Raw genomic sequence first — 22,165 nt, 5'->3', positions numbered from 1 at the left:
GGCGGCGTAGCCAGTTCCGCCTCGACAAGGCCCTGGCGCGCATCCATATCCTCGAAGGCCGTTTACGGGTGCTGCTGGATATTGACGCGGTGATCCGGGTAATCCGCGAGTCCGACGACCCCAAGGCCGACCTCATGGCCCACTTCGACCTCAGCGAGATTCAGGCAGAAGACATCCTGGAGATTCGCCTGCGGCAACTGGCGCGACTAGCCGGCATTGAGCTGGAAAAGGAACTGGCTGACAAACGGGAAACGGCCGCGTACCTGAGCGCGCTCCTGCAGGACGAATCCCGACTGCGGGCACTGATTGCTGAAGAAATCACCGCCGACGCGAAAAAATTCGGAGATGACCGTCGCACCCTTCTGGAAGCCGATACGGCGATCACCAACAAATCCATCCAGACCATTGCCGCTGCCGTCACCGACGAACCCGTTACGGTGATCGTCTCGCAAAAGGGCTGGCTGCGTACCCGCTCCGGTCACGGACTGGATACGACGGCTCTGGGGTTCAAGGAAGGCGATGCCTTGTTGCAAGCCTTCGAGGTGCGATCTGTAGATACGCTGGCCTTGTTGGATCATTCTGGGCGTGCCTATTCTATCGCCGTGGCGCAAATACCCGGCGGTCGCGGCGACGGCATTCCCGTGTCGAGTCAGGTGGATTTTCAGCCGGGCGGCGCGCTGGCATCCGTAGCCTGCGGCGCCAGCGACAGCCTGTGGCTGGTGGCTGGAACCGGTGGCTATGGATTCCTGACCACCCTGGAAAACATGACTGGACGCAATCGGGCGGGCAAGGCCTTTTTGACCTTGAGCGCGGATGAGCGGCCGTTGCCGCTGGTGCCGGTCACCGACCTTCAGGCAGAAACACTCTGTTTGTCTTCAGACGGGTATGGCCTGCTGTTTCCCCTTGCCGAGGTCAAAAATTTGCCCAAGGGCAAGGGGCTCAAACTGATCGCCCTGAGTGCATCTGCCACCCTGCAATGGCTGTCGGTATATCTGGAAGGTCAACCCTTGCCGCGTGGATTGCGGAAAAATCGCGTCGACGTTTGTCGTGGGCGACGGGGAGGACGGGGCAGGGCGGTGCGTTGAGCTCTGGTCATTCATGGGGCTCTATTATGGTGCGTGTGCACTTAAATGGTGCTTGTATGCACCAAAGTAGATAGGTCTATGGCTTTAAGAGCGGCGTTTTCCCTGAGTAGCGCTATAATGAGCCAGGAATGCATCTTGCTGTATCCCTAGGTGCAATAGTCGGACATTGGTTACCGACAGACCCATTGAGGAGCCGTAATGTTCATCAAAGATATGCTGCGCCGCGATTCGCAACTCACCAGTCTTCGCAATAGTCTGGGAGACGAACACACTCCGGTATTTTATAGCACGTTCGCAGATAATGCCGGTGGTCTGCACGACCCAATTACTGGCGCTGTGCTGATTTCTCCTGCTTTAGCGCAACAGTCTTCGGACTCCCAACGTGCTTTGCTCGCCCGCGAATTAGGACGGATCTCGGCCCCCAAGCGAACTAACCGCTGGCGGATGGGGGTTGCTGCGCTGTTACTCTGTTTCATCCTGGACATGGCCTTGATGAAAGTGGCGTTGCCATTGATCCCCGAGCTGATGGATGCGGGTGTGGCCACGGCTTGTTTTTGGATGGCGGTCTGGCAGTTTCGCACGCTGTATACTTCTACGACGACCACACTGTACGCCCGCCATGCCGATGCCTGGGCCAGGACGCGTGTTCCCGATTACGACGACTTGATCGGCAAAGTGATGGCCCGGCAAAGCATCGCCCGGTATGTGCGGGCGGCGCGTTAACGGCATAACTTGGCTCAATTACATCAGGCAGCCAGCGCCATCACCTGTTTTGCGTAGGTAACTGCAGGGATTGGAATGACCCCCTCTGCCACCGCTGTAGGTCCTGCATTGTAAGCCTCCAGCGCCAGACGCAGTTGACCGTGGAAGCGCGTCAGCAGGCGGCGCAGATAGCGGGCACCGCCAATAATGTTGGCGCGTGGCTGCCAGGGGTCGACATGCAATACTTTCCAGGCGGTCGTGGGCATAAGCTGCATGGGGCCAATGGCACCGGCGTTGCTGACCAGGTTTTGGCTATGGGTTTCCACATGCACAACCGCGGCGATGAGTTTTCGGGAGAGGCCGGTCTGTTTGGCGGCATAACGCACGTCGGTGCTGTAAATGCCGGCGAGACGCCGCCATGCGCGGCGCGGCGCAGGTGTCGCTGTGGATGTGATTACGTCTCGGACAGGCTCCAGGCCATGTGACAAAGGCATCGTCATCTTCACGGGGAACCGTGGGAGGGTGCGCTGGAGGGGTTGTGGAGCACCAATAAAAAAGAAGCTTAGACCGGCTGTCACTGCGGCCACTAGGAGTTTTTTCAAATCGAAATAACCGGGTTGCCATAAGGACCACTGTTTTTACTCGCATTTGTCTGGCAGGGCAAGTTTTTGGCCTGGGTGTCGGGTGTGCCTTTCTCCACATGCCGTGAATTTGCAGGGCGCAATGGTTACTCAATAGTACCTACTTTACATAAAGAACTTCAGGCGGTTTACTGGAAGTGTTGAACATCCTTGGCAATCCGGGATAGAAGCAGGAGCATGACGTTATGTGGCAGTTACACCGCTCGGAAGAGCGAGGCAGGACGGGTGCAGAGTGGTTGAAAAGTGCGCACAGCTTTTCTTTTGGCGAATATTATAACCCGGAAGCGGTCAGTTTCGGGGCATTGCGCGTGATCAACGAGGATGTGGTCGCCCCCCAGTCGGGTTTTCCCATGCATCCTCATAAGGATATGGAAATTATCACCTATATCCTCAGTGGCGCTCTGGAGCATCAGGACAGTATGGGTAATGGCAGTGTTATCCTCGCGGGTGATGTCCAGTATATGTGTGCAGGGACGGGTGTGCGGCATAGTGAATGGAATCCTTCGGCGGATACGCCGGTGCATCTGCTGCAAATATGGGTGTTGCCACCACACTGCGCGCTGCCACCCAGTTATGATCAGCGGCATTTTGCCGATGCCGCGAAGCTGAATCGCTGGTGCCTTTTGGCAGCCCCTGGTCAAGAGGATGCGTTAGTGGTGCATCAGAATTTTCGGCTATACGCCAGCGTACTGGATCAGGGTGCAGAGCTTGGTTATCAGCCAGCATCCGCGCGGCGCCTGTACTTACATGTGGTGCACGGTGTAGTGCAAGTCGGAGCTCTTCTGCTCAGTGCTGGAGATGCAATTTCTGGATCCGAGGGCTTGTCGGCGATAGCAACACAATCGGCGGAATTGTTGTTGTTTGATCTGCCATAAATGACGTCCATGGCGTGTCGACTTTTATACCCGGCGATCTGAGTGCTGATCTGTTGGAGCGTGGTTATGAACTGATGGTAATCACCATTTCGGCGATCTCCGCCAGTTTTTTGCCCTTATCCATGGCGAGGCGGCGCAGGCGGCGATAGGCTTCGGCTTCGTCAATCTGCAGGTCGCGCATGAGAATGCCTTTGGCTTTTTCCACCAGCTTGCGTTCGGAAAGGGCGTTCTGGGTGTCTTTGAGTTCTCTGCGTAGCTGCCGGTATTCGGCATAGCGCAGGGCAGCGACTTTGAGGATGGGGGCGATGTCGCGGGCGGAGATGCCGTGGGCGACATAGGCGGCAACCCCGGCACGGATGGCGCGGCGCATGGTATCTTCATCATCGGGAGCACCGAGGACGACGACGGGCAGTTCTAAAGTCTCGCTGAGGAAGACGATGTGTTCGAGGACGTCGCGTTCTGGTGTGCCTGCTTCGGCAATGATGACATCGGGTTGCAGCGTTTCCAAACGCTGCCAGGAAAGCTCCGTCCACGAAAAAATATCGGCGACCTGATGCCCTTCCAGACTGAGTGCCTCGCGTAGAATCTCGGCGCGCTCGGTGTTGTTGTCGATCAGGACGATGCGGTGCATGGGCTCATTGCAGGGCTTGCAGTGCTGCACAAATAATGAGTTCAGATTCCCCCAGAGGGTCATCGATAACGATTTCGCAGCCGGGTAGCTCGGCTTGGAGTTGGGCGACAAGGGCAGGTAAATCCTCCTGCAGGTGCCTGCCGCTGCTCCAGAAAATCGGCGAAATGCGATATTGGCGTAACCCGGCGGTATAGGTCTTGCGTATCGCGTCGTCCAGGCTTGGCGCCCATATTTCCAGGTAGCAGAGCATGATCCGTCGCTGCGGCTGGGCTGCTTGCAGACGCGCAGCGATAACCTCGAAGGGTCGTCGCCATTGGGGGTTGCGTGAACCGTGAGCCAGCAGGAACTGCACTTCAGGCACGGGAACTCCTTAAGGTTGTTGCAGTAAGTGGCGCGCTACGTCTTCTGTTTTGGGTAGCCAGGCGCAGAGGTCGGCAAGCTCGACCACGGCCCCAATGATCAGAATGGCCGGGCTGCCCAGCCCGGCGCGGAGGATTTCCGCGCTTAGTCGTGCTAACGGTGCCTGCACCTGTTTTTGTTCCAGGGTGGCCCATTGCACGGCGAGACAGGGGGTGTTTGCGGCAAGGCCGCCCGCCATGATCGCCGCGCAGATGCCAGCCACCCGCTCAATGCCCATATAGATTACCAGAGTATCAGCTGCTTGGGCGTAGCGCGACCAGTCCGGAGCCTTGCCGCCACGCGCTTCATGGCCGGTGAGGAAGAGCACCGACTGGCTGAGATGGCGATGGGTGAGGGGCACGCCGGCATAGGCCGCTGCTGCCATGCCGCTGGTGATGCCGGGGATGATCTCGTAGTCGATGGCAGCGGCGCGCAGGGCCAGGCACTCCTCGCCGCCACGGCCGAAGAGGAGGGGGTCACCACCCTTCAGGCGGACTACCCGCAGGCCTTGCTGTGCGGCGCGGATGAGTTGTTCGTGGATGAGCAGTTGTGGGGTCGAGGTCTGGCCGCCGCGCTTGCCGACTTCGACTTTACGGCAGTTTTTTGCAGCCATGTCGAGAATGCGCGGGTTGGCAAGGGCGTCGTAGAAGATGATCTCCGCCTCAGCAATGCGGCGCGCCGCTTTGAGGGTGAGCAGTTCGGGGTCGCCGGGGCCGGCACCGACAATGGAGACTGGGGGGAAGGAGGGCTTGTGCATGCTGGATTCTCCGGTTATGCCGTGTTGCGGGAAAGGGTTTGGAAAAGATGGGCGCGGGCGCTGTCCACGTCGGCGCAGCGCCCGCTGAGGGAGAGCAGGCAAAGCGCCTGATCGGCCAGCGGCGCGGGCAGGGGACTGCGTCCGGCAAGGACATGCTCCATAAAGCGACAGGTGGCGCTGACACGGTGATCTTCGGGCAGTTCCGGGATATGGACCAGCGGCTTATCGTCTTTGGCCATCCACAGGACACGATTTCCCGCCACACAGATATGCAGATCGGGGCGACGCTTGGGGTTGGCGAAGGGTTCACCTTCAGTGCCGCGCAGGCACAGGGCGCTGCGCCCTGTCGCCATGAAAACCGCTTGCAGACGTTCCAGATAGGGCGGGTGCGTGACCCCAGCGCAATGCACCGCGGGTACCCGGAAGGGGTTGATGAGCTTGACGACGGTATGCACGCTGGAGCGGACACCGAGTTGCTGGCGGAGCCGAAGCATCTGGCTGATACCCGGATGCAGTTGTTCCGTCGGCAGGTAACTGAGGCCTTGCTGCCGCAACTGCGTGCCCGCCTGCGCGCTGTCATGTGCGATGGGCAGGTCAAAGGCGGCGAAAATCTGCGCAGTGCTGATCCGGCCGGAGGGATCATGGTCTGTAAGTGCCACGGCATTATCCGCGCTGCTTACTGTCACTGCCGGGCCGTGCAGCAATACCGGCACGCCGCAGCGGGCGAGGAGCAGCGCCAGCAGGGGCAGCAAATTGGCGCTGCGCCGGGCTCCGTTGTAACTGGGAAAGATCACCGGGCGATAGGGACTTTCGAGGGCAACCGACAGTAGGCTCGCCTCACTGGCGCTGACAAAGCCGCGCAATTCGTCCACGGATTCGCCTTTGATGCGATAGGCGGTCCACAGAGCTCCGGCGATGAGGTCGGGTACGTCTCCGGCCAGCCAGGCAGCAAAGAGGGATCGTGCCGCTTCCAGGGGCAGGTCTTCGGCGTGCTCCCGGCCCCGCGCGACGCGACCGACAAGTTGGGACAGGTTCAGGGGGGCGGTGTTCATGAAACTTCCTGGCGCACGAGGCGGATAATGTCGAGAATTTCCGGTTTGCAGGAGCCACATTCGCCGCCCGCTCCGCAAGCCTGGGCGATCTGGTCGAGGGTAACCGCGCCCGCTTCAATGTGTTGCCGCAGGGTACGTTCATCGATTCCGGTGCAGGCGCAAACACCTCGCGAGCGCACCCACGCCCCCATGTCGGTAGGGACTTTGGGGGCGAAGAGGGCATGCCGGTAAGAATGCACGTTGGTGGCGCTCAACAGGAGTTCGCGCAGCCAGTCGCGGGTGGCATCCTCCCCGAAGAGGCGGGCGGCGTAAAGCTGGTTGCCGTGAATGCAAAGGCGTTTGCGCACGCCCCGGCGGCCATCGTCATAATCGAGAATGTCGATGCCATCCATACCCAGCGCCCGATCCCAGGCGTGGATATCGCTGGCCGCCGGGGCGTGTTTAGCGGCGAGGCGCAGGATAAAGCCCTCACGCTCGCCTTGACGGATGCGGCTGAGGCTCGCATAAGGAAATTGCCGGGCAATGCGCTGGGCGGCGTGAAAATGAGCGTCCTCATCCTGCAAGTGCAAGATCGTACCCTGCCATGGGAAAGTCACCGACTCCACCCGCACTGCGGTGTGTTTGAACTCCGGTTCATCGGAAACGGGATCAATGGCGGCAAGGGTCAGTTGATTGCAGAGGGCGGCGGGGGCATAGCGGCGACCGAAGTGCATGGGGGCGAAGACCAGCCCGGGTTGCAGGTCGGCGTTGATGCGCACCCGCAGGATGTTGTTGCCGCGACGGCTACTGACTTTGGCCAGAACATCGCTGTCAAGGTTCAGGCGTTGGGCATCGTCTGGGTGTATTTCGAGAAAGGCTTCTTCGTCGGTGGTGAAGAGGGCGGCCACCTTGCCGGTGCGACTCATGCTGTGCCACTGGTCGCGCAGACGGCCCGTGGTCAGGCGCAGGGGATAACGGGCATCGATTTCTTCGGCGACGCCGAGATATTCTGGGCTGCGGAAACGGGCGCGACCGCTGAGGGTCGGAAAAACGCCGTCGGCGTAGAGCCTCACCTGCCCCGCTTGTGCCCCCTGCGGATAGGGCCATTGCTGCGGCCCCTGTTCGTCCAGCACGGTGAAATCAAGGCCGGTGATGTCCAGATCGCGGCCACGGGTGCACTCCCGGTACTCCAGAAAGATGCTGGCGGAGTCGGCAAAATCGAACATGCGCTGCGCCCGCGCCGCCCATGAGGCATCTTTCGTACTCGGCAGGGGGTGGTCGAGGGCATCCAGCGCAACACCCAGGGCACAGGCAAAATTGCGGAAGATGACCCAGTCCGGCAGGGCGCTGCCCGGTGCGGGCACGGCCGCCTGCAGGTGGGTAATGCGGCGTTCGGAGTTGGTGATGACCGCCTCGCGCTCGCCCCAACTCGCAGCGGGGAGCAGAAGATCGGCATAGGCGGCGGTTTCGGTGTCGAGATAGCTGTCCTGCAAGATGACAAGGCGGGATTTTTCGAGCGCACGCTGTACTTGTGTCTGATCGGGCATGGATAGCACCGGGTTGGTGCAGGTGATCCAGATAGTCTCAATTTCGCCGCGTTCCAGCGCCTGGAAAAGGGGCACTGCCGTATAGCCCGGCTGCGGATGCAGGCGCTCCACGCCCCAGAGTGCGGCGATTTCCGCACGGTGTTCCGGGTTGACCACTTCGCGATGGCCGGGGAGGAGGGTGGGCATACCGCCGGTCTCGCGCCCGCCCATGGCATTGGGTTGGCCGGTCAGACTGAAGGGGCCGGCGCCCGGTCGGCCGATCTGTCCGGTGGCCAGATGCAGGTTGATGAGGGCGACGTTCTTATCGGTGCCGTGGCTGGATTGATTGAGCCCCTGACACCAGAGGGAGAGGGCGGCCGAGGCCTGCCCGAAGGCCAGGGCCGCGGCGCGCAGGTCGGCGACGGGAATGGCGCAGGTTTCTGCCACCCACTGCGGGGTGTAGTTTTGCACCCGCGCCTTGAGTTCCTCCCAGCCCTCGGTGTGCGCCTCGATGAACGCGCGGTTGACGAGTCCTTCCCAGATCAAAATATGCAGCATGCCGTGAAAGAGGGCGACATCGGTGCCTGGCAGAATGGGCAGAAAAATATCGGCAATGGCCGCCGTCGGCGTGCGTCGCGGGTCGGCGACAATAATCTGCAGTTTCGGGTGGCGCAGTTTGGCGGCTTCGATTCGGCGAAACAGAATCGGGTGGGCGTAGGCGACATTGGCGCCAACGATAAACAGGCAATCGGCGCTGTCGAGGTCTTCATAACTGCAGGGTACCGAGTCCATGCCGAGGCTGGATTTGTAGCCCGTCACCGCCGAAGCCATGCACAACCGTGAATTGGTATCAATATGGTTGGTGCCGATAAAGCCCTTGGCCAGCTTGTTGACGAGGTAATAATCCTCCGTCGGCAATTGCCCGGAGACATAAAAGGCGACGGCCTGCGGACCCTGGGTATGGATAATATCCGCCCAGGCCTGCGCCATCTGCGTCAGCGCCTGCGGCCAGTTCATGGGCGACCAGTCCTCGCTGCCGCGCTGGCGCTGCAGCGGTTCACGGGCACGGTCTTCGCCTGTACTGCTCAGATGCAAGGTGCTGCCCTTGCTGCACAGTTGCCCAAAATTGGCAGGGTGAGCCGGGTCGCCATGCACGCCGATAATCTGCTGGCCGTCATGCTCGATGATGACCCCGCAGCCGGTCCCGCAGTAGGGGCAGACCGACTTGCTCTCCAGACGGCGCGGGGACTGCATGGGCTGCGGACGTATCAGGGTCACGGCGTCGCCTTTTCCAGGCCAAGCCAGACCTGTTGCTCTTCGATCCGCACTGGGAAAGTTTTGACGCAGCCGTGATCGGGCGCCATGGCTTCGCCTTTCTCCAGATCGATCTGCCAGTTATGCAGCGGACAGAACACGGTTTTGCCGGAGACGAAACCCTCCGACAATGGTCCGCCGCGATGGGGACAGCGATTACTGACGGCAAACACCTCATCGTTTTCATTGCGCAAAAGGGCAATCTGCCCCTGTGGCGTCTCCACATAACGGCCCCCGAGGGCGGGAATTTCTTCAATGTTGCCCAGTGCCAACCATTCCATCAGGATCTCCTCAAGCGGGGATGCGGCGCAGCGGCGCGGCGTGAATATCCAGGCGACCGGAAATCGCCTCCGCCCAGGGGTCCTTTTCCTGCGACAGAGCGAACTCCATGCGCGCGGCGAATTGTCGACGGGATTCCAGGTCTTCCACGACGACCGCCTTGATATGGTCCAGACCAACCCGTTCCACCCAGGGGGCGGTGCGCTCCAGATATTGGGCATCCTCCCGATACATCTGTAGGAAGGCTTTGGCCACTTCCAACACTTCCTCGTGGGTTTTCACCTTGCAGAGGAGATCAGCCGCGCGTACCTTCATGCCGCCATTGCCGCCCACGTACAGTTCCCAGCCGGAATCCACGCCGATAATGCCGAAATCCTTGATGGTGCTCTCGGCGCAATTGCGCGGACAGCCAGAGACGGCGAGTTTGACCTTGTGGGGCGCCCACATGCGCTCTAGTCCTCGTTCCAGCGCAATGGCCAGGCGGGTGCTGTCCTGCACGCCGAAGCGACAGAAATCGGTGCCGACACAAGATTTGACGGTCCGCAGGGCCTTGCCATAAGCGTGTCCCGAGGGCATGTCCAGATCCGCCCAGATCTGCGGTAGATCCTCTTTTTTCACCCCCAGCAGGTCCAGACGCTGACCACCAGTGATCTTCACCATGGGTACGTTATGGCGTTCTGCCACCTCGGCGATGCGTTTCAGTGCCGCCGGACTGGTTACCCCGCCGTAAATGCGTGGAACGACCGAATAGGTGCCATCGCGTTGGATATTGGCGTGGGCGCGCTCGTTGATAAAGCGGGACTGGGCATCGTCGAGCCCTTCCGCCGGCCAGGCCGTGCGCACGTAATAGTTGATCGCCGGACGACAGGTGGCACAGCCACCGGGGTGTCGCCAGTCCAGATACGCCAAGGTCTGACGCACAGAGAGCAACCTTTCTGCGAGGATGGCATCGCGGACTTCCTGATGGCTGAGTTCAGTACAGCCGCAGAGTGCCTTTTTCTTCGGGGCGCTGTCATAAAAGCCACCGAGGGTACTGGCCAGCAACTGCTCCACCAGTCCGGTGCAGGAGCCACAGGACGCGCTGGCCTTGGTGCATTTGCGCACTTCTTCCAGAGTGAACAGTCCTTGCTCGCGGATGGCCTTGACGATGCTACCCTTGGCTATGCCATTACAACCGCAAATCTCGGCGCCATCGGCCAGCCGCGAGGCTTGATTTTCGCCGGCATGGCCAGAGTCTCCCAGATGGGTCTCGCCGAAAACAATATTGTCGCGGAACGCCGAGACATCGGTGCCGTCGCGCATGAGCTGAAAGAGCCAGGGGCCGATGCTGGTGTCGCCATAAAGCAGACCACCGACCACCTTGTTGTCCCGCAGGATAACTTTTTTGTAGATACCCTGACTGCTGTCGAGCAAGGTGACTTCCTCGCAATGGTCTCCGCCCATGAAGTCTCCGGCGGAAAACAACTCAATCCCGGTGACCTTGAGTTTGGTGCTGGTGACCGAGCCCTGATAGCGCATCCGTCCGTACTCGGCCAGATGATTGGCCGCCACCTTGGCCTGCTCAAAGAGGGGCGCAACCAAGCCATACGTCTGCCCGCGATGCTGTACGCATTCGCCGACGGCATAAATGCGCGGGTCATAGGTTTGCAGGGTATCATCGACCAGAATGCCGGCTTCGCACTGCAACCCGGCCGCCTGGGCAATCTCGATGCGCGGTCTGATACCGATGGTCATCACCAGCACGTCCGCCGGAATTTCGCTGCCGTCGGTAAAGCGCAGGCCGCTGACATGCGTGTCGCCGAGCACCGCCGCACTTTCCTTGCCGAGCAGGAAACGCACCCCGCGCGCCTCCATGGCGGTTTGCAATAGCTTGCCGCCGCGCGCATCCAGTTGCTTGTCCAGCGGCCAGGCGCGACGATGCACCACCGTCACTCCCATGCCCCGCGCCCGCAGTCCGTGCGCCACTTCCAGCCCCAGCAGACCACCGCCGATGACTACGGCTTCGCCGCCCAGATCGCTGCTATGGGTGAGTTGCTCTACATCGGCCATATCCCGGTAACTGAACACCCCCGGCAGATGGTTGCCGGGAATGGGTGCGATGGCCGCTGCCGCTCCAGTGGCCAGCAGCAGACGGTCGTAGGGCGTAGTCCGTCCATCTTCCGTCAGCACCTGGCGCCGCACCCGGTCGATAGCGGTTACCCGGCTCCCGGTATGCAGGGTAACGCCGTGTTCCGCGTACCAGTCCAAAGGGTTGAGAATAGTCTCCTCCAGAGCCATCTCCCCGGCGAGCACCGGAGTCAGGAGGATTCGGTTATAATTGGGATGGGGTTCATCACCAAAAACGGTAATTTCGTAGATCTCCGGCGCCATTTTCAACAGCTCTTCGACGGCGCGGATACCGGCCATGCCATTGCCGACCACGACCAGACGTGCTTTACGATGCTGTATAGGTACTGGGTTCATCATTGTAATGCTCCCAAAATAGAAAAAAAGGCGCAGTCAGCTGGATTGCTGACGACGCCTTTGCCGTTTTGCACTATGACGATCGTTGCGGATCGCATTGTAACCTTTCAAGCAATAACCGTGCTCAGGTGCGGAGCTAACATAAACAATGTATTAGAGAAAAGTGCTCCTGATGTGGTGATTCATCATGGTGCGTTTGAGGGTGAAGATGCACGATATTGGTGCATATGGCTTGCGGAAGGTCAGAATTTTGCGGTCACGAACACCCAGGCTCCCTGCGTATTCAACCCATAACTGGTCCGCCGGTAATCTGCATACTGCACTCCGGCACTCCAGTGTCTGGAAAAACCATGAATTGCCGACAAATCCAGCTCGTGGCCGTATTGCGCACCGCCATGGGCAGCATGAAAATCATAATAAATGGCTGCCAGCTGGGTTCCCATCATTTTGCCGCCGATGGTGAAGTATAGGCTGCGCAAGCCTTCCGGTGGCGTGGTGAGGAAGACCTCCGCCCAGCCGTTAAAGGCATGCTTGGTGGCCAGTGGGGTCTGAAAGCCATAGCTGCCATTACGATTAGCCCCCATCACCATGTAATCGGCATGCAGCCGGATCTTAGCAAGTGCCAGGCCAGCGCCGACGTGGTAATACCGGGCATTCACCGCCGTACTTCCACCGTCATAAGGCAACTGCCTAGCATAGCTCAGGTCATAGGGCAGATGCAGGGTGTCACTCAATGGAATCACACCCTGTACCCGCGCTCCGACCGTACCACTATTACAGACTTGCGGATCGCCCGCCAGAAAACACGCCGCCGCCCCCGGAATCATGCTGTGGGCCTGATTACCATACCAGTAGCCAAAAACCTGGGCATGCAGTAGCGGCGACGGCGTCCAGCTTGCCTCGCTGAGGAACGTTTGTGCTGGCACGTTCTCGTTGAGGATGTTTTTGATCCGCCAGATATAAGCTCCATAAAGAGTCAGTTCCTGCAAGGGCTTGCCCTGCACCGAGACCGCGTCGAAGGTTTGTGGCGTTTGCCGGAAACCTACCGTGCCGACAAAGCGTTGGTCATCCAGATGAATTTCCTGACCTCCCCCGCGCAGGCGCAATCCAGGAACTCCGGCATACTGGAGATAGGCTTGATTGATGTTGGTCTCTTGCGGATCAGGAATTAGCGAATAGGCCGTCTTGCCATTACGCAAGCTATTGTACTGATTTACTATCCCCGCAACGTTGATGAATTGCAGGTCGGCGCTGATGCCCGCAACGGGTTTGCTCGACAGGCCGAGCAGGGTTTGCACTGTGAAGGCATTGGCATCCGTTTTACCCGCCTGCGACATGAATTCATAGCGCGGACGAAAGTCTAGGCTGATGTGTCCGCCGGTGATGGCATTTGTCAGCGTGTTCGCATGGACGGTACCCGCCAGCAAGGCGAAAAGGGCAGCAGCGAAGTGATGACGACGAAGTGGAAATAAGTGCGGCATGAGTTTCTCCAGAGTTTTTCACACGGTTCAGTCAGCGTTTTCGGAGGACTTGGGCCACGGTTCCCCAACGCGCGTGCCGCGCGCCCAAAAAATCCTCCGAAGGGGGTGACGACAGGATGTCGGGGCTCACTCGCTCATGGCGGTTGCACCCTGCAAGGCGGAATCGATAACATCCGGGGCGACGGCTGCATGCTGTGACCACGGTAGCCAGTGGCGGCGCATGGCAAGCACCAATCCCAGCGCTGTCGCTGCGAGGATGGCGAAGCAGGCGAAACCAAGGTGATAGGTCCCAGTTTCTTCCTTGGCAATACCAAGAATGACCGGCAGATAAAAACCGCCGATGCCGCCCGCCGCACCGATGATGCCAGTCATGATTCCCGTTTTCAGCGGCCAGCGCAGGGGTACCAGTTGGAAGGTTGCTCCATTACCGAGTCCGAAACAGGCATAAAGGAAGAGCAACAGGGCGATAGCGACGGGCAGAGATGGTGTCCACAGAACAAATGCGGTATCCGTCAGTGCAATACCACCGAGAAACCAGCGCAACGCAAGGACTCCGGAAACCCGGTCGGCAACGATCCCGCCCAATGGTCGCAGCATCGCACCAGTAAAGGCAAAAAGCGCCATCAACATGCCCGCATCGATTTTCGGCAGATGATACAGATTCACCAGCAACAAGCTGATATAGGCCGACATCCCCACAAACCCGCCGAAGGTGATGCTGTAGATCAGAATGATGATCCAGGTGTCGCGCTCTTTCAGCGCCAGGCGATAACGCTGCGGCAGCACCGCGCCCACCAGCAGCACCCCGAAGACCGGCAGCATCAACAGGGCGGCCTTGCCTTGCAGCCCGAGCCAGCCCAGTGGGGTGGCCACTGCCAAAAAGGCCAGCCCAACCAGTGTCACGGTAAAGGCCGCCAGCGCCTGCCCGACATGCCCGCTTTTCGGTGCGCTATCTTTGCCCCAGAAAAACATGGTCACCCCGGCCAGCGCAAGCAAGGGTAGGGCTGCAGCGGTGGCGTGCGCCCAGCCAAAATGGGCGGCCAGCGGCGGAAACAGGAAGCCATCGAGTACCGCGCCAATGTTTCCGGCTGCCGCTATCCCCAACACGGTTCCCTGCACTGTGGCAGGATAATTGCTGCCCGCCATCGGCAAGGCCACCGCGAAGCTGGCGCCGCCGACACCCAGCAAAATGCCGAGCACGATCAACAACGGGAAGCTGGGTACTGCCGGGTAAAAAAGTAGAAAAAGCGGTGGAATCGCCGATAGCCCGATACCACCCAGTGCCAGCCAGCGGCCATCCATGGCCTGATACAAATTTCCCATGCTGACACGCAAAATTGCGGCCGCCAGCACCGGCACGGCCACCAGAAAACCCTGTTCCGCTGGCGTCAACCCCATGGTTTTGACCATGTAAGGTGCGAGTGGTCCGTAGAGCAGCCAGACCGTGAACCCGGTATCGAAATAGAGAAAACTGGCGACCAGTGCCCGCCAATTGCCGGTACGCAGCAGGGTAAAGAGTTCTTTCATCGTGGCCTCCCTTGAGGTCATAGTCATGAAAATGAAAAAAGGCGCTCCTGGCTGATGGGCCAGGAACGCCTTCGTTCCAAAACGCTGTTCGTCGGTGAACAGTGCTTGCAATCTTCCAAGCAGCTATCGTGCCATTGCTTCCGTCGAATTGCTGGAGGCGCCTGTTAAATGCAGTTATGTAGTGCATTAGTGGGGATGCCAAAGAGAGAAAGCAGTGGAATAAGGGGAGAAAAGCACTTCCGTGGATTGAGGGTGAATGCTCGATTCGGGGGCACACTCACCAAAATGGTGCCCAATAATGCAGCAACCCTTTTTAGGGCGGCACCCGGCTCCCGTCAAAAATGAGATTGGAACCCATGTGGATCATCCCCCCCTGATCATCCGCCACCAGCCACGGCTGCGCCTGCGTACCCCACACCACGGAATCCTCCAATGGCGCGGGGATATCCAGCGCGTGTGCCGCCTGCCGGTATTCGGCGCAGCGATACACCCGCGGAATGAGTGTCGCGGCATCAACACCCTCCGGCCACTGATCTGCCGCCCGCATCTGCCGGACCAGCCACTGCGCATGGGAATGCCAGGGAAAATTCGCTGAATAGCGGGTAAACACATGGAAATCATCATGCTGCGGTAAGCCCGGCACCGAGCCTGTTAGCGCCAGCGCGACCACTTCAGTGGGTACATCAATGGCCGTGGCTACCCAATGGGCAGCCTCCAGTCGGTGCTGCGGATCGTCCAGCCAGCGCCCTGCCGTCAGAACCGCACGAATTAGGGCCTGATGTACCTCGGGTTGCGCCAAAGCCCAGTCCTCGCGCACGGCCAGCACCTTCTCCATTATGTTGTTCCAGAGAGCGTAACTGCTGACGATGGGGGTTCCGACCCCCTCGACCGCCGCCAGACTTCCCCAGGGTTCACCGACGCAATAACCATCGATCTCGCCGGCGCGCAGGGCTTCCACCATATAGCGCGGCGGTACCACGCTGATCTGTACCTGTGTGGCCGGATCAATGCCCGCCGCCTGCAGCCAGTGGCGCAGTTGATAATGATGATTGGACACCGGCGACACCACCGCAAAACGCAGTTTGCGGGCTGGATCTGCCTGAATGACCCGGTGCAAAGCGGCAGCCGCCAGCAGAGGCCGATCACCGCCCGTCAGACCCGCATCCGTCAAACGCTGGTGCAGCGCGGTGCTTACGGTGATCGCATTGCCGTTCAGGGACAGTGTCAGCGCTGTTATCACCGGCACCCGCGGTGAGGCGATGCCCAGTGTCGCCGCAAGCGGCAGCGGTGCCAGGGCATGTGCGGCCACCAGATCACCAAAGAGCAGATGATCGCGCAAACTCGCCCAGGACGGTTCCCGCTGCAGGGTCACCTGTAGACCCTGTTCGACAAAGAAGCCACCCTCGCGGGCCACAATCAGCGGCGCGCTATCGACCAGAGCTACATAGCCAATGTTGAGAGAGTGTTCATGCGCCATGATAATTTCTCCAAAATAAGCGGTACCTACAAAAAATCCTCGCTGCCTGGAATCAGGTAGCGAGGACGTCGTTGTCCAGAATACGTTAATCACAGCAAGAAACACGCCACTCTTTTCGCGAGTTGCTTTGTCCGGCTGCCTGTATTTTCTGGTGAAGGCACCCATCAGCGTCAACGGCGGCAGAGTGCCTGGGGGTTGGCCTGTGTGAGCCGTTCTCGCTGGACTTGAACGGCTCTTTCCAGGATTATTCAACATCATGTTCGGAGCAGTTTTTGTTATTCATCAAAAAATGGCAAGAGCTGATCTTTCTGCCTGTTCTACACTCTGGAGAAAAGCTGTCCATGGGGAATAACAAGGATGCATGGCTTCCCCGCCTGCGGCAAACTCCGCTTTTTGCCGTCTGGCCCGAGGACGTCATCGCGCCGCTGCTGGCGCAGTCCCAGTCGTTGACCCTGGAGTCGGGTGACATCCTCTTTGCCGAGGGATCGTCGGCTCAATCCTTCTATTTCCTGGCATCGGGACGAATTGATTTGATTGCGGCGGCGGCAACCGGGCAGGAGAAGATTGTCGAAATCATCCAGCCCGATGACCTTTTCGCCGAGGCTGTGGCCTTTCTCGGTGGTCGCTATCCGGTGACGGCGCAGGCCGAGGTTGTGTCCACGGTGCTGGAAATTCCACTGGATCTCTTCGTCGAGAGCCTGGAACGGCGGCCATTGTTGATGCGCCAGATGCTGGCGCGCCTCAGTATGCGCCTGCATTTTTTGGTTAAAGAACTGCGTCGTCTGAGTGTGGAGTCGGCGGAGCAACGGCTGGTGGGTTATCTGCTGGATCTGTGCCCGATGGTAAATGGTCCTACCGCCGTTGAACTCCCCGCCAGGAAAGCGGCAGTGGCGGCGCGTTTGGGTCTGACGCCGGAGACTTTGTCGCGGGTGCTGACCCGCATACGTAAGGCCGGACTTATAAACGTGGAACGCCGGATGATTACTATCCATGACCCGCTTGCTCTGCGGCACTGGGCCGAAGGGCATTGAGAGGGCTTTTCACGGGAGCCGGTCCTTGATCTGGGTCAAGGACCGGGTTGCAGCATGCTTTTACAATCGTCGCACGACCGGAGTAGAGTCGGTTGAAACAAACAAGGAGCCCGCACGATGAAAGTGGAACTTTTGGTATCAAAGTGGTGCCCGACCTGCCCGCAGGCGGAGCGGATATGGGGCGAAGCCGCAGAGAAAGTGCCCATGGATTTTCAGGTGGTGGATGTGAGTGATCGGGAGGGGCGAGAACTCATCAGCCGTTTGCGGATCAAGACGGTGCCTGCCGTGGTCATCGATGGTGCGCTGAAAAGTGTGGGCGTACAGCCTTTGGGCGAGGTGATAAAGCTGTTGGGCGAGATGGCCGCTTAGGACCTGCCGGGATCTGATCCCACTAATGCCCGTAAAAAATCGTAAAGCACCAGTGCGCCATTGTGCTCTTGGTCGTGGGCAGCGTAGAGCAGGATAATCGGCGCTCCGGCGGCCTCGGCCAGCAGCGTCAGCGCGCCTGCTTTTTGCGTCGCCAGTTCCGCTAGGTAGCGGCTGCGGAATTCGTCCCAGCGCTCAGGATCGTGGGCAAACCACTGGCGCAGGGCGGTGCTGGGAGTGAGGTCTTTGGGCCAGGCGTCCAGCGCGAGGTCGACCTTGCGCACACCGCGGGGCCAGAGGCGCTCCGCCAGTACGTGGTAGCCGGTGGGCAGGGGACGCTCATAGACGCGCCAAGTCGTGATTTCAATGTGCAGAGGGTGGTCCGGAGTCATTTTATATCCCTGCTCGTTCATTCAGGCTGCCGTCTTTTTGCAGGCGGAGCGCAGAAGATGAAAATAATCCAGCCCCGCATAGGACTGCCATGATCCAACAATGGCCTGTACGCCCTGATAGCTCAATGTTTGTGTTTGGTACAACGAAATTCCGGCGGCCGCATGGTGCACGGCGGGGTGCAAAATAACCGCCTGCCTAGCCTTAATGCTCACTCAGAACAGCGCATACACTGCACATCGTAACGCTTTATCCATGCTTCCAGTGCTTCAATAGCTTCGGGTCCGATTTTAACATTATCCAATGCATGTTGCGGATCATCGGGTTTTATCCGGGCGATCCAGGCGTCGCTATAGGGGGCAACATTAATCAGGTGCGGATCTTCCAGCAGCGCTTCATTGCGGGCTATGACTTCACCGGCAAATGGTACTGGTACGCCGCCAGCCCATTTACCACTTTCCAGTGTGGCTACATGCCGTCCGGCATCCAGATGGGTGCCGATTTTTTTAATTCTGGCCTTTTGTAAACGCCCCGACATAGTTTGGGCAGGATCCGTGATCCCAATAGTTAGTGTGCCATCATCTTCTGGGCGCAGCCATACATAATCGAGGTCGTAAAACAGATCCTCAGGCAATTCACAACCGCGATATTCACTCATGATGGCGTCTCCGTTTCATCGGCCAGAATGCGTTTGCCAGCCGCTTTGCCACGATCCGGTAAGGCGGCTGCGAGATAGGGGTAGAGTTCCGTCTCTTCCTTGGCGTCGTGCTGTTTGAGAATGGTTTGCACGGTGCTCAGCAGATCGTCGAAGGTTTCTGCGTCCTGATCCTGGATGGCTTCAGCCATCTCCTCAAAAAATATCCGCAAATCCCGATGGCCCTTACGTAGCAACGCGGTCAGTGGATGATCATCACCACCCTCTTTATGCTCGAAGGCTGGGAAAAGCGTGCTTTCCTCCACCATCATATGGCCATCGACAATCCCGTGGCGGAATACCTCCAACAAATGGGCAGCCTCCTGCCATGCCCCAGTCGAAACAGCGTGTGCGCTCTGTCCCAATAGTTGATCCAGGCGTTCATGATCGTGTTGCATAATCTGGTCTATATCGGCCATAACGTTCTCCATTGTGTGGGAAATGATGTTGCGCGGCGTGAGCCATGCCAATATTTCAACGCATGCCCATAATATTAGACTAGTGTTGTTAACAAGGTGAAGTATGAAAGTACAAATACTGGGTTTCCCGTGCTCTCCTGTTTACCTAACCATTGGGCGCAAAAGCATCGAAGTGGATATGGTCATGCTGCACTTCATGGGAGAGCAGCAGGTCGATGGCGGCTTCTATCATGCCGGGGCTACCGCAGAGATAGACTTCATGATCCTTCCAGTGGCCGCTGGCGGCAACAGTGGGCAAGAGACGGTGGGCGCCGGCCCAGGAGGTGTCATGCATATCAGAAAGTGTCGAGGTGATGGTGATATGTGGATATTGTTGTGACCATCTGTCCAGTTCTTCCTGATGATAAAAGTCGGCTTGTTTCCTGGCCCCGTAAAAAAGATGGATAGGTCGGGTCCGCCCCAAGGCGATACTTTCCTGAATAATCGCCTCAATGGGGGCCAGACCGGTTCCGGCGGCAATGCAAAGCATATCTCGGTCATTATCGGAATGCAGGGCAAATTCGCCTTGTGCGCTACCTAGCGTTAATTGATCGCCGCTTTGTGCCTCGTGAAAAAGCCATTGACTAAATATACCGCCGGGTAATTCACGGATATGAAAGACCAGTGTGCCGGTGGCATCTGGTGGCGTTGCCATGGAATAAGAACGCCACTGATCAGGATGCCCCGGTATCACAATGCGGGCATATTGCCCGGTTCGGTAGGGATAGGGCCGTTCCGGCTGCAGCTGTAACTCCAGTACATTCCAGGCCAGTGGTGTGAGCCGGGTAATCGCGGCCGTCCAAGTGTCTTTCGGAACCACCTCGGCACGCAAACGCAGGTCACTGCGTGGATACAGTTTACAGAGAATGGCCATGCCAGCGGCGCGTTCCGTGGGTAAGAGCAGCAGTGGCATAAAAGGCCCCTGTTCGCTGTCGCCGGACAAAATGGTGCCTTTGCAATCACCACAGGAACCACTGGCACAACCATGTTTAATGGGAATTCCGTGCTGTTTCGCCGCTTCGACAATATTTTGGCCGACATCCGCCATGAAGCGGATGCCGGATGGTTCCAGACAGATTTCATATTCCATAACAGGCATACCTCAAAATAATGGCGTACCTGAGCAACCGGTACGCCAATGGCAAGGTGTCAATCAGACGGCGGCAGGTACGTCGTCGATGGTTACCGGGATGAAGCGGGAAGGGGCCATGGCCTCGTAGGCCGCCTCAATGCAAACGCTGGCGGCCAAGTTATAAGCCTCAATCCAGGACTCCGCCATTTCATGCGTCCAGGCCGCGCCCAGGAAATGCTTCAGGGTGTTGAGCAGGCTTTTGCCGACGATGGGGTAATGCTCCGGACGGGTGTCGTATTTAATATGCCCGATACCGAGTTCCTTCAGATAGGGGACCAGCACTTCCATGGTGTCAATATTGGTGGCGATCAGAATGACAGAATTGAATAGACGTATCCGTTGCTCCGTCATGTCCCCCGGAAACATTTTCCGCACCTCAGGGTAATGGGTGAACATATAGTTATAAAAATGCGCGGCAACCGGAACGCCTAAGTCCTTAACCGCTGCGCCACTGGATTTGATGAGTTGGATATTGATGGCCATCTGTTGTTGCTCCTTCTGGTTGAACCATGGATTTACTTCAGTAAAACGCCGCACGTTTTGCAGTTTAGCCGGTTGCCTGTGTGCATTCCTTGACTTCGGTCAAGCTTTGCTTGCGTCACCGCCGACCCACGCGTTATCGCGGATGATGGCGGTGGCGCGTTGCCGGGCGTGCCATAACTCCTTATCGTATATAGCAGTTTGGTATCCTCGAGCTGGTGTGGTGGTGAGCGCTTTGAGTACCGAATGCTTTTGTGAGGGCGTCCAATGGATCTCCGCAACCATGGAGAGTCCGGGCCGCAGTGGATGCTGGGCGAGTTCCGCAGCAGGTAACGCGATACGCACTGGTACACGTTCGACGATATGGATGTAATTTCCACTGGCATCCTCCGGCGGCAGGATGCTGAAGGCACTACCGGCGCCCGGCAGCACCCCCAAAACTATACCGTGATAATGGACATCGCCGCCATAGTAATAACTGGTCAATTGAACGCTTTGTCCGGGGTGGACATGCCGCATGGCGGTTTCTTTGACATTGGCTACAACCCACAAATCATTGAGGGGTACTACGGAAAACAGGCGCTGACCGGGATGCACCATCAGTCCGGGGTAGGTGGCGCGCTCTGCGACATAACCCGATACCGGTGCACGGACAACTCGGCGTTGCCATTGAATATCGGCCTGTTCGAACTGCGCCACGGCCTGGCGCACGAGGGGATTCGTTTGCAGGGTGGTGCCAGCTGTGATGGCTTGCGTGCCTTGTAACGCCGCCCGGGCCGCTGCCACTTGTGCTGTTGCAGCAGCAATTTCGTTTTGTGTGTCTTCAACACGGATGGCAGAAACAGCACCACTCGGCAGGGATTGTTTATAGCGGATTAAATCGGCGTTTAATTTGTGGAGTTCGGCGTTTTTGGCACTGACCGTCTGTTGCAGCGTGGTGACCTTGGCGAAATCTTTGCGTACCATTCGGACCGTCGCCGCCAGATGCGCTCCTGCCCGTTGCAGTGCAAGCTGGGAATGATTGGCCTGCAGGGTGGCCATCACCTGTCCGGCGCGGACGAATTCGGTATTTTCTACCAGTACCCTACTGATGGTGCCCGCCGTCTGGTCATTCACCGGCGTAATATTGCCGGAGACATAGGCATCATTGGTTTCTATCCAGTATTGCCCCCGCCAAAACCACCACGCGGTCCAGATCAATCCAGCAAGTACAAAAATGAGGGTAACGAGCACCAGCATCCGGGTGCGTTTTTCCGGTTGGATGGGAGAACTCGAATGTTCAGGCTTCTGCATGCTCATGCGGGATTTTTCCACGGGATGTATCCGCCGCCCAGTGCTGAATGCAGCAATACCCAGGATTGCGCATTTTTCGTCTTTAAGGTCAGCAGTTGATTTTTTATTTCCGTTTCCTGAATCTGCGCGCTAT

The 22,165-nt window shown here is 58.5% G+C and carries 22 protein-coding genes; 5 read left to right on the top strand and 17 right to left on the bottom strand.

What is annotated here, in order from left to right:
• Positions 1-1,085, top strand: a 1,085-nt coding sequence (locus M7F93_RS03625; protein WP_298169236.1) for a DNA gyrase subunit A, incomplete at its 5' end; no start/stop codon positions are given.
• A 198-nt stretch (positions 1,086-1,283) separates the two neighbouring features.
• Entirely contained in the window at positions 1,284-1,808 is a 525-nt protein-coding gene (locus tag M7F93_RS03620) for a hypothetical protein (RefSeq protein ID WP_298169233.1), read from the top strand.
• Positions 1,809-1,831: 23 nt separating this feature from the next.
• Here M7F93_RS03620 and M7F93_RS03615 read toward each other — a convergent pair whose 3' ends face one another.
• Entirely contained in the window at positions 1,832-2,365 is a 534-nt protein-coding gene (locus tag M7F93_RS03615; protein WP_463670953.1) for a transglycosylase SLT domain-containing protein, read from the bottom strand.
• Positions 2,366-2,613: 248 nt separating this feature from the next.
• Here M7F93_RS03615 and M7F93_RS03610 point away from each other — a divergent pair, with 248 nt between their 5' ends.
• A complete protein-coding gene (locus M7F93_RS03610; RefSeq protein ID WP_298169226.1) occupies positions 2,614-3,303 on the top strand; it encodes a pirin family protein in 690 nt (229 codons plus the stop codon).
• A gap of 64 nt (positions 3,304-3,367) precedes the next feature.
• Here the strand turns inward: M7F93_RS03610 and M7F93_RS03605 are convergent, their stop codons facing one another.
• From M7F93_RS03605 to M7F93_RS03560, 10 genes are all read right to left on the bottom strand, one after another.
• Complete coding sequence (locus M7F93_RS03605; protein ID WP_298169225.1) at positions 3,368-3,934, bottom strand: ANTAR domain-containing response regulator; 567 nt, start codon at positions 3,932-3,934, stop codon at positions 3,368-3,370.
• A 4-nt stretch (positions 3,935-3,938) separates the two neighbouring features.
• Entirely contained in the window at positions 3,939-4,295 is a 357-nt protein-coding gene (locus M7F93_RS03600; RefSeq protein ID WP_298169222.1) for a sirohydrochlorin chelatase, read from the bottom strand.
• A gap of 9 nt (positions 4,296-4,304) precedes the next feature.
• Positions 4,305-5,090, bottom strand: coding sequence for a uroporphyrinogen-III C-methyltransferase (gene cobA / locus M7F93_RS03595; protein WP_298169219.1), 786 nt, complete (start codon positions 5,088-5,090; stop codon positions 4,305-4,307).
• 14 nt (positions 5,091-5,104) lie between these two features.
• Positions 5,105-6,142, bottom strand: coding sequence for a DNA-binding protein YbiB (gene ybiB, locus M7F93_RS03590; protein WP_298169217.1), 1,038 nt, complete (start codon positions 6,140-6,142; stop codon positions 5,105-5,107).
• A complete protein-coding gene (locus M7F93_RS03585; protein ID WP_298169212.1) occupies positions 6,139-8,925 on the bottom strand; it encodes a nitrate reductase in 2,787 nt (928 codons plus the stop codon). Before M7F93_RS03585 ends, ybiB begins: the two co-directional genes overlap by 4 nt.
• Positions 8,922-9,242, bottom strand: coding sequence for a nitrite reductase small subunit NirD (gene nirD / locus M7F93_RS03580; RefSeq protein WP_298169209.1), 321 nt, complete (start codon positions 9,240-9,242; stop codon positions 8,922-8,924). The genes M7F93_RS03585 and nirD overlap by 4 nt, the downstream gene beginning before the upstream one ends.
• Positions 9,243-9,252: 10 nt before the next feature.
• Positions 9,253-11,706, bottom strand: a complete 2,454-nt coding sequence (gene nirB / locus M7F93_RS03575) for a nitrite reductase large subunit NirB (protein ID WP_298169206.1) — start codon at positions 11,704-11,706, stop codon at positions 9,253-9,255.
• A 239-nt stretch (positions 11,707-11,945) separates the two neighbouring features.
• On the bottom strand, positions 11,946-13,184 hold the full coding sequence (locus M7F93_RS03570; RefSeq protein WP_298169203.1) for an alginate export family protein: 1,239 nt from the start codon (positions 13,182-13,184) through the stop codon (positions 11,946-11,948).
• A gap of 126 nt (positions 13,185-13,310) precedes the next feature.
• A complete protein-coding gene (locus M7F93_RS03565) occupies positions 13,311-14,711 on the bottom strand; it encodes an MFS transporter (protein WP_298169200.1) in 1,401 nt (466 codons plus the stop codon).
• A gap of 313 nt (positions 14,712-15,024) precedes the next feature.
• Complete coding sequence (locus M7F93_RS03560) at positions 15,025-16,188, bottom strand: CmpA/NrtA family ABC transporter substrate-binding protein (RefSeq protein WP_298169197.1); 1,164 nt, start codon at positions 16,186-16,188, stop codon at positions 15,025-15,027.
• A 341-nt stretch (positions 16,189-16,529) separates the two neighbouring features.
• On the opposite strand from M7F93_RS03560, the gene M7F93_RS03555 reads away from it, so the two are divergent.
• Both M7F93_RS03555 and M7F93_RS03550 read left to right on the top strand, forming a co-directional pair.
• Positions 16,530-17,219, top strand: a complete 690-nt coding sequence (locus M7F93_RS03555) for a Crp/Fnr family transcriptional regulator (protein WP_298169194.1) — start codon at positions 16,530-16,532, stop codon at positions 17,217-17,219.
• Between the two features lie 117 nt (positions 17,220-17,336).
• Positions 17,337-17,588 (top strand): thioredoxin family protein, encoded by a 252-nt coding sequence (locus tag M7F93_RS03550; RefSeq protein WP_298169191.1) that lies wholly within the window; start codon positions 17,337-17,339, stop codon positions 17,586-17,588.
• Here M7F93_RS03550 and M7F93_RS03545 read toward each other — a convergent pair.
• The 6 genes from M7F93_RS03545 to M7F93_RS03520 all read right to left on the bottom strand — a co-directional run bounded on the left by M7F93_RS03545 (position 17,585) and on the right by M7F93_RS03520 (position 22,038).
• Positions 17,585-17,977: a DUF488 domain-containing protein gene (locus M7F93_RS03545; protein WP_298169188.1), complete on the bottom strand. Its 393-nt coding sequence runs from the start codon at positions 17,975-17,977 to the stop codon at positions 17,585-17,587. The genes M7F93_RS03550 and M7F93_RS03545 overlap by 4 nt on opposite strands.
• A 209-nt stretch (positions 17,978-18,186) precedes the next feature.
• Positions 18,187-18,633, bottom strand: coding sequence for a biotin/lipoyl attachment domain-containing protein (locus M7F93_RS03540; protein ID WP_298169185.1), 447 nt, complete (start codon positions 18,631-18,633; stop codon positions 18,187-18,189).
• Positions 18,630-19,088, bottom strand: a complete 459-nt coding sequence (locus M7F93_RS03535; protein ID WP_298169183.1) for a hemerythrin domain-containing protein — start codon at positions 19,086-19,088, stop codon at positions 18,630-18,632. Before M7F93_RS03535 ends, M7F93_RS03540 begins: the two co-directional genes overlap by 4 nt.
• A gap of 145 nt (positions 19,089-19,233) precedes the next feature.
• On the bottom strand, positions 19,234-20,217 hold the full coding sequence (locus M7F93_RS03530; RefSeq protein ID WP_298169180.1) for a 2Fe-2S iron-sulfur cluster-binding protein: 984 nt from the start codon (positions 20,215-20,217) through the stop codon (positions 19,234-19,236).
• 63 nt (positions 20,218-20,280) lie between these two features.
• Positions 20,281-20,742, bottom strand: a complete 462-nt coding sequence (locus tag M7F93_RS03525; protein ID WP_298169177.1) for a globin domain-containing protein — start codon at positions 20,740-20,742, stop codon at positions 20,281-20,283.
• Positions 20,743-20,841: 99 nt separating this feature from the next.
• A complete protein-coding gene (locus M7F93_RS03520; RefSeq protein WP_298169174.1) occupies positions 20,842-22,038 on the bottom strand; it encodes an efflux RND transporter periplasmic adaptor subunit in 1,197 nt (398 codons plus the stop codon).
• Between the last annotated feature and the right edge of the window lie 127 nt (positions 22,039-22,165).

Origin of the sequence: Acidithiobacillus sp. (assembly GCF_027322205.1) — a bacterium.
Taxonomy (GTDB): Bacteria; Pseudomonadota; Gammaproteobacteria; order Acidithiobacillales; family Acidithiobacillaceae; genus Acidithiobacillus.
Note: the sequence above shows the minus strand (reverse complement) of the source record. Positions and strands in the feature narration are given on the sequence as shown.

Bases quoted from the DNA above. Each gene is read 5' to 3' on its own strand.
- M7F93_RS03540 (WP_298169185.1), bottom strand. From the start codon at position 18,633: ATGAGTGAATATCGCGGTTGTGAATTGCCTGAGGATCTGTTTTACGAC.
- M7F93_RS03545 (WP_298169188.1), bottom strand. From the start codon at position 17,977: ATGACTCCGGACCACCCTCTGCACATTGAAATCACGACTTGGCGCGTC.
- nirB (WP_298169206.1), bottom strand. From the start codon at position 11,706: ATGATGAACCCAGTACCTATACAGCATCGTAAAGCACGTCTGGTCGTG.
- M7F93_RS03560 (WP_298169197.1), bottom strand. From the start codon at position 16,188: ATGGCGCATGAACACTCTCTCAACATTGGCTATGTAGCTCTGGTCGAT.
- M7F93_RS03620 (WP_298169233.1), top strand. From the start codon at position 1,284: ATGTTCATCAAAGATATGCTGCGCCGCGATTCGCAACTCACCAGTCTT.
- M7F93_RS03535 (WP_298169183.1), bottom strand. From the start codon at position 19,088: ATGGCCGATATAGACCAGATTATGCAACACGATCATGAACGCCTGGAT.
- M7F93_RS03520 (WP_298169174.1), bottom strand. From the start codon at position 22,038: ATGAGCATGCAGAAGCCTGAACATTCGAGTTCTCCCATCCAACCGGAA.
- M7F93_RS03555 (WP_298169194.1), top strand. From the start codon at position 16,530: ATGGGGAATAACAAGGATGCATGGCTTCCCCGCCTGCGGCAAACTCCG.
- M7F93_RS03565 (WP_298169200.1), bottom strand. From the start codon at position 14,711: ATGAAAGAACTCTTTACCCTGCTGCGTACCGGCAATTGGCGGGCACTG.
- M7F93_RS03525 (WP_298169177.1), bottom strand. From the start codon at position 20,742: ATGGCCATCAATATCCAACTCATCAAATCCAGTGGCGCAGCGGTTAAG.
- M7F93_RS03570 (WP_298169203.1), bottom strand. From the start codon at position 13,184: ATGCCGCACTTATTTCCACTTCGTCGTCATCACTTCGCTGCTGCCCTT.
- M7F93_RS03550 (WP_298169191.1), top strand. From the start codon at position 17,337: ATGAAAGTGGAACTTTTGGTATCAAAGTGGTGCCCGACCTGCCCGCAG.
- cobA (WP_298169219.1), bottom strand. From the start codon at position 5,090: ATGCACAAGCCCTCCTTCCCCCCAGTCTCCATTGTCGGTGCCGGCCCC.
- M7F93_RS03605 (WP_298169225.1), bottom strand. From the start codon at position 3,934: ATGCACCGCATCGTCCTGATCGACAACAACACCGAGCGCGCCGAGATT.
- nirD (WP_298169209.1), bottom strand. From the start codon at position 9,242: ATGGAATGGTTGGCACTGGGCAACATTGAAGAAATTCCCGCCCTCGGG.
- M7F93_RS03530 (WP_298169180.1), bottom strand. From the start codon at position 20,217: ATGGAATATGAAATCTGTCTGGAACCATCCGGCATCCGCTTCATGGCG.
- M7F93_RS03610 (WP_298169226.1), top strand. From the start codon at position 2,614: ATGTGGCAGTTACACCGCTCGGAAGAGCGAGGCAGGACGGGTGCAGAG.
- ybiB (WP_298169217.1), bottom strand. From the start codon at position 6,142: ATGAACACCGCCCCCCTGAACCTGTCCCAACTTGTCGGTCGCGTCGCG.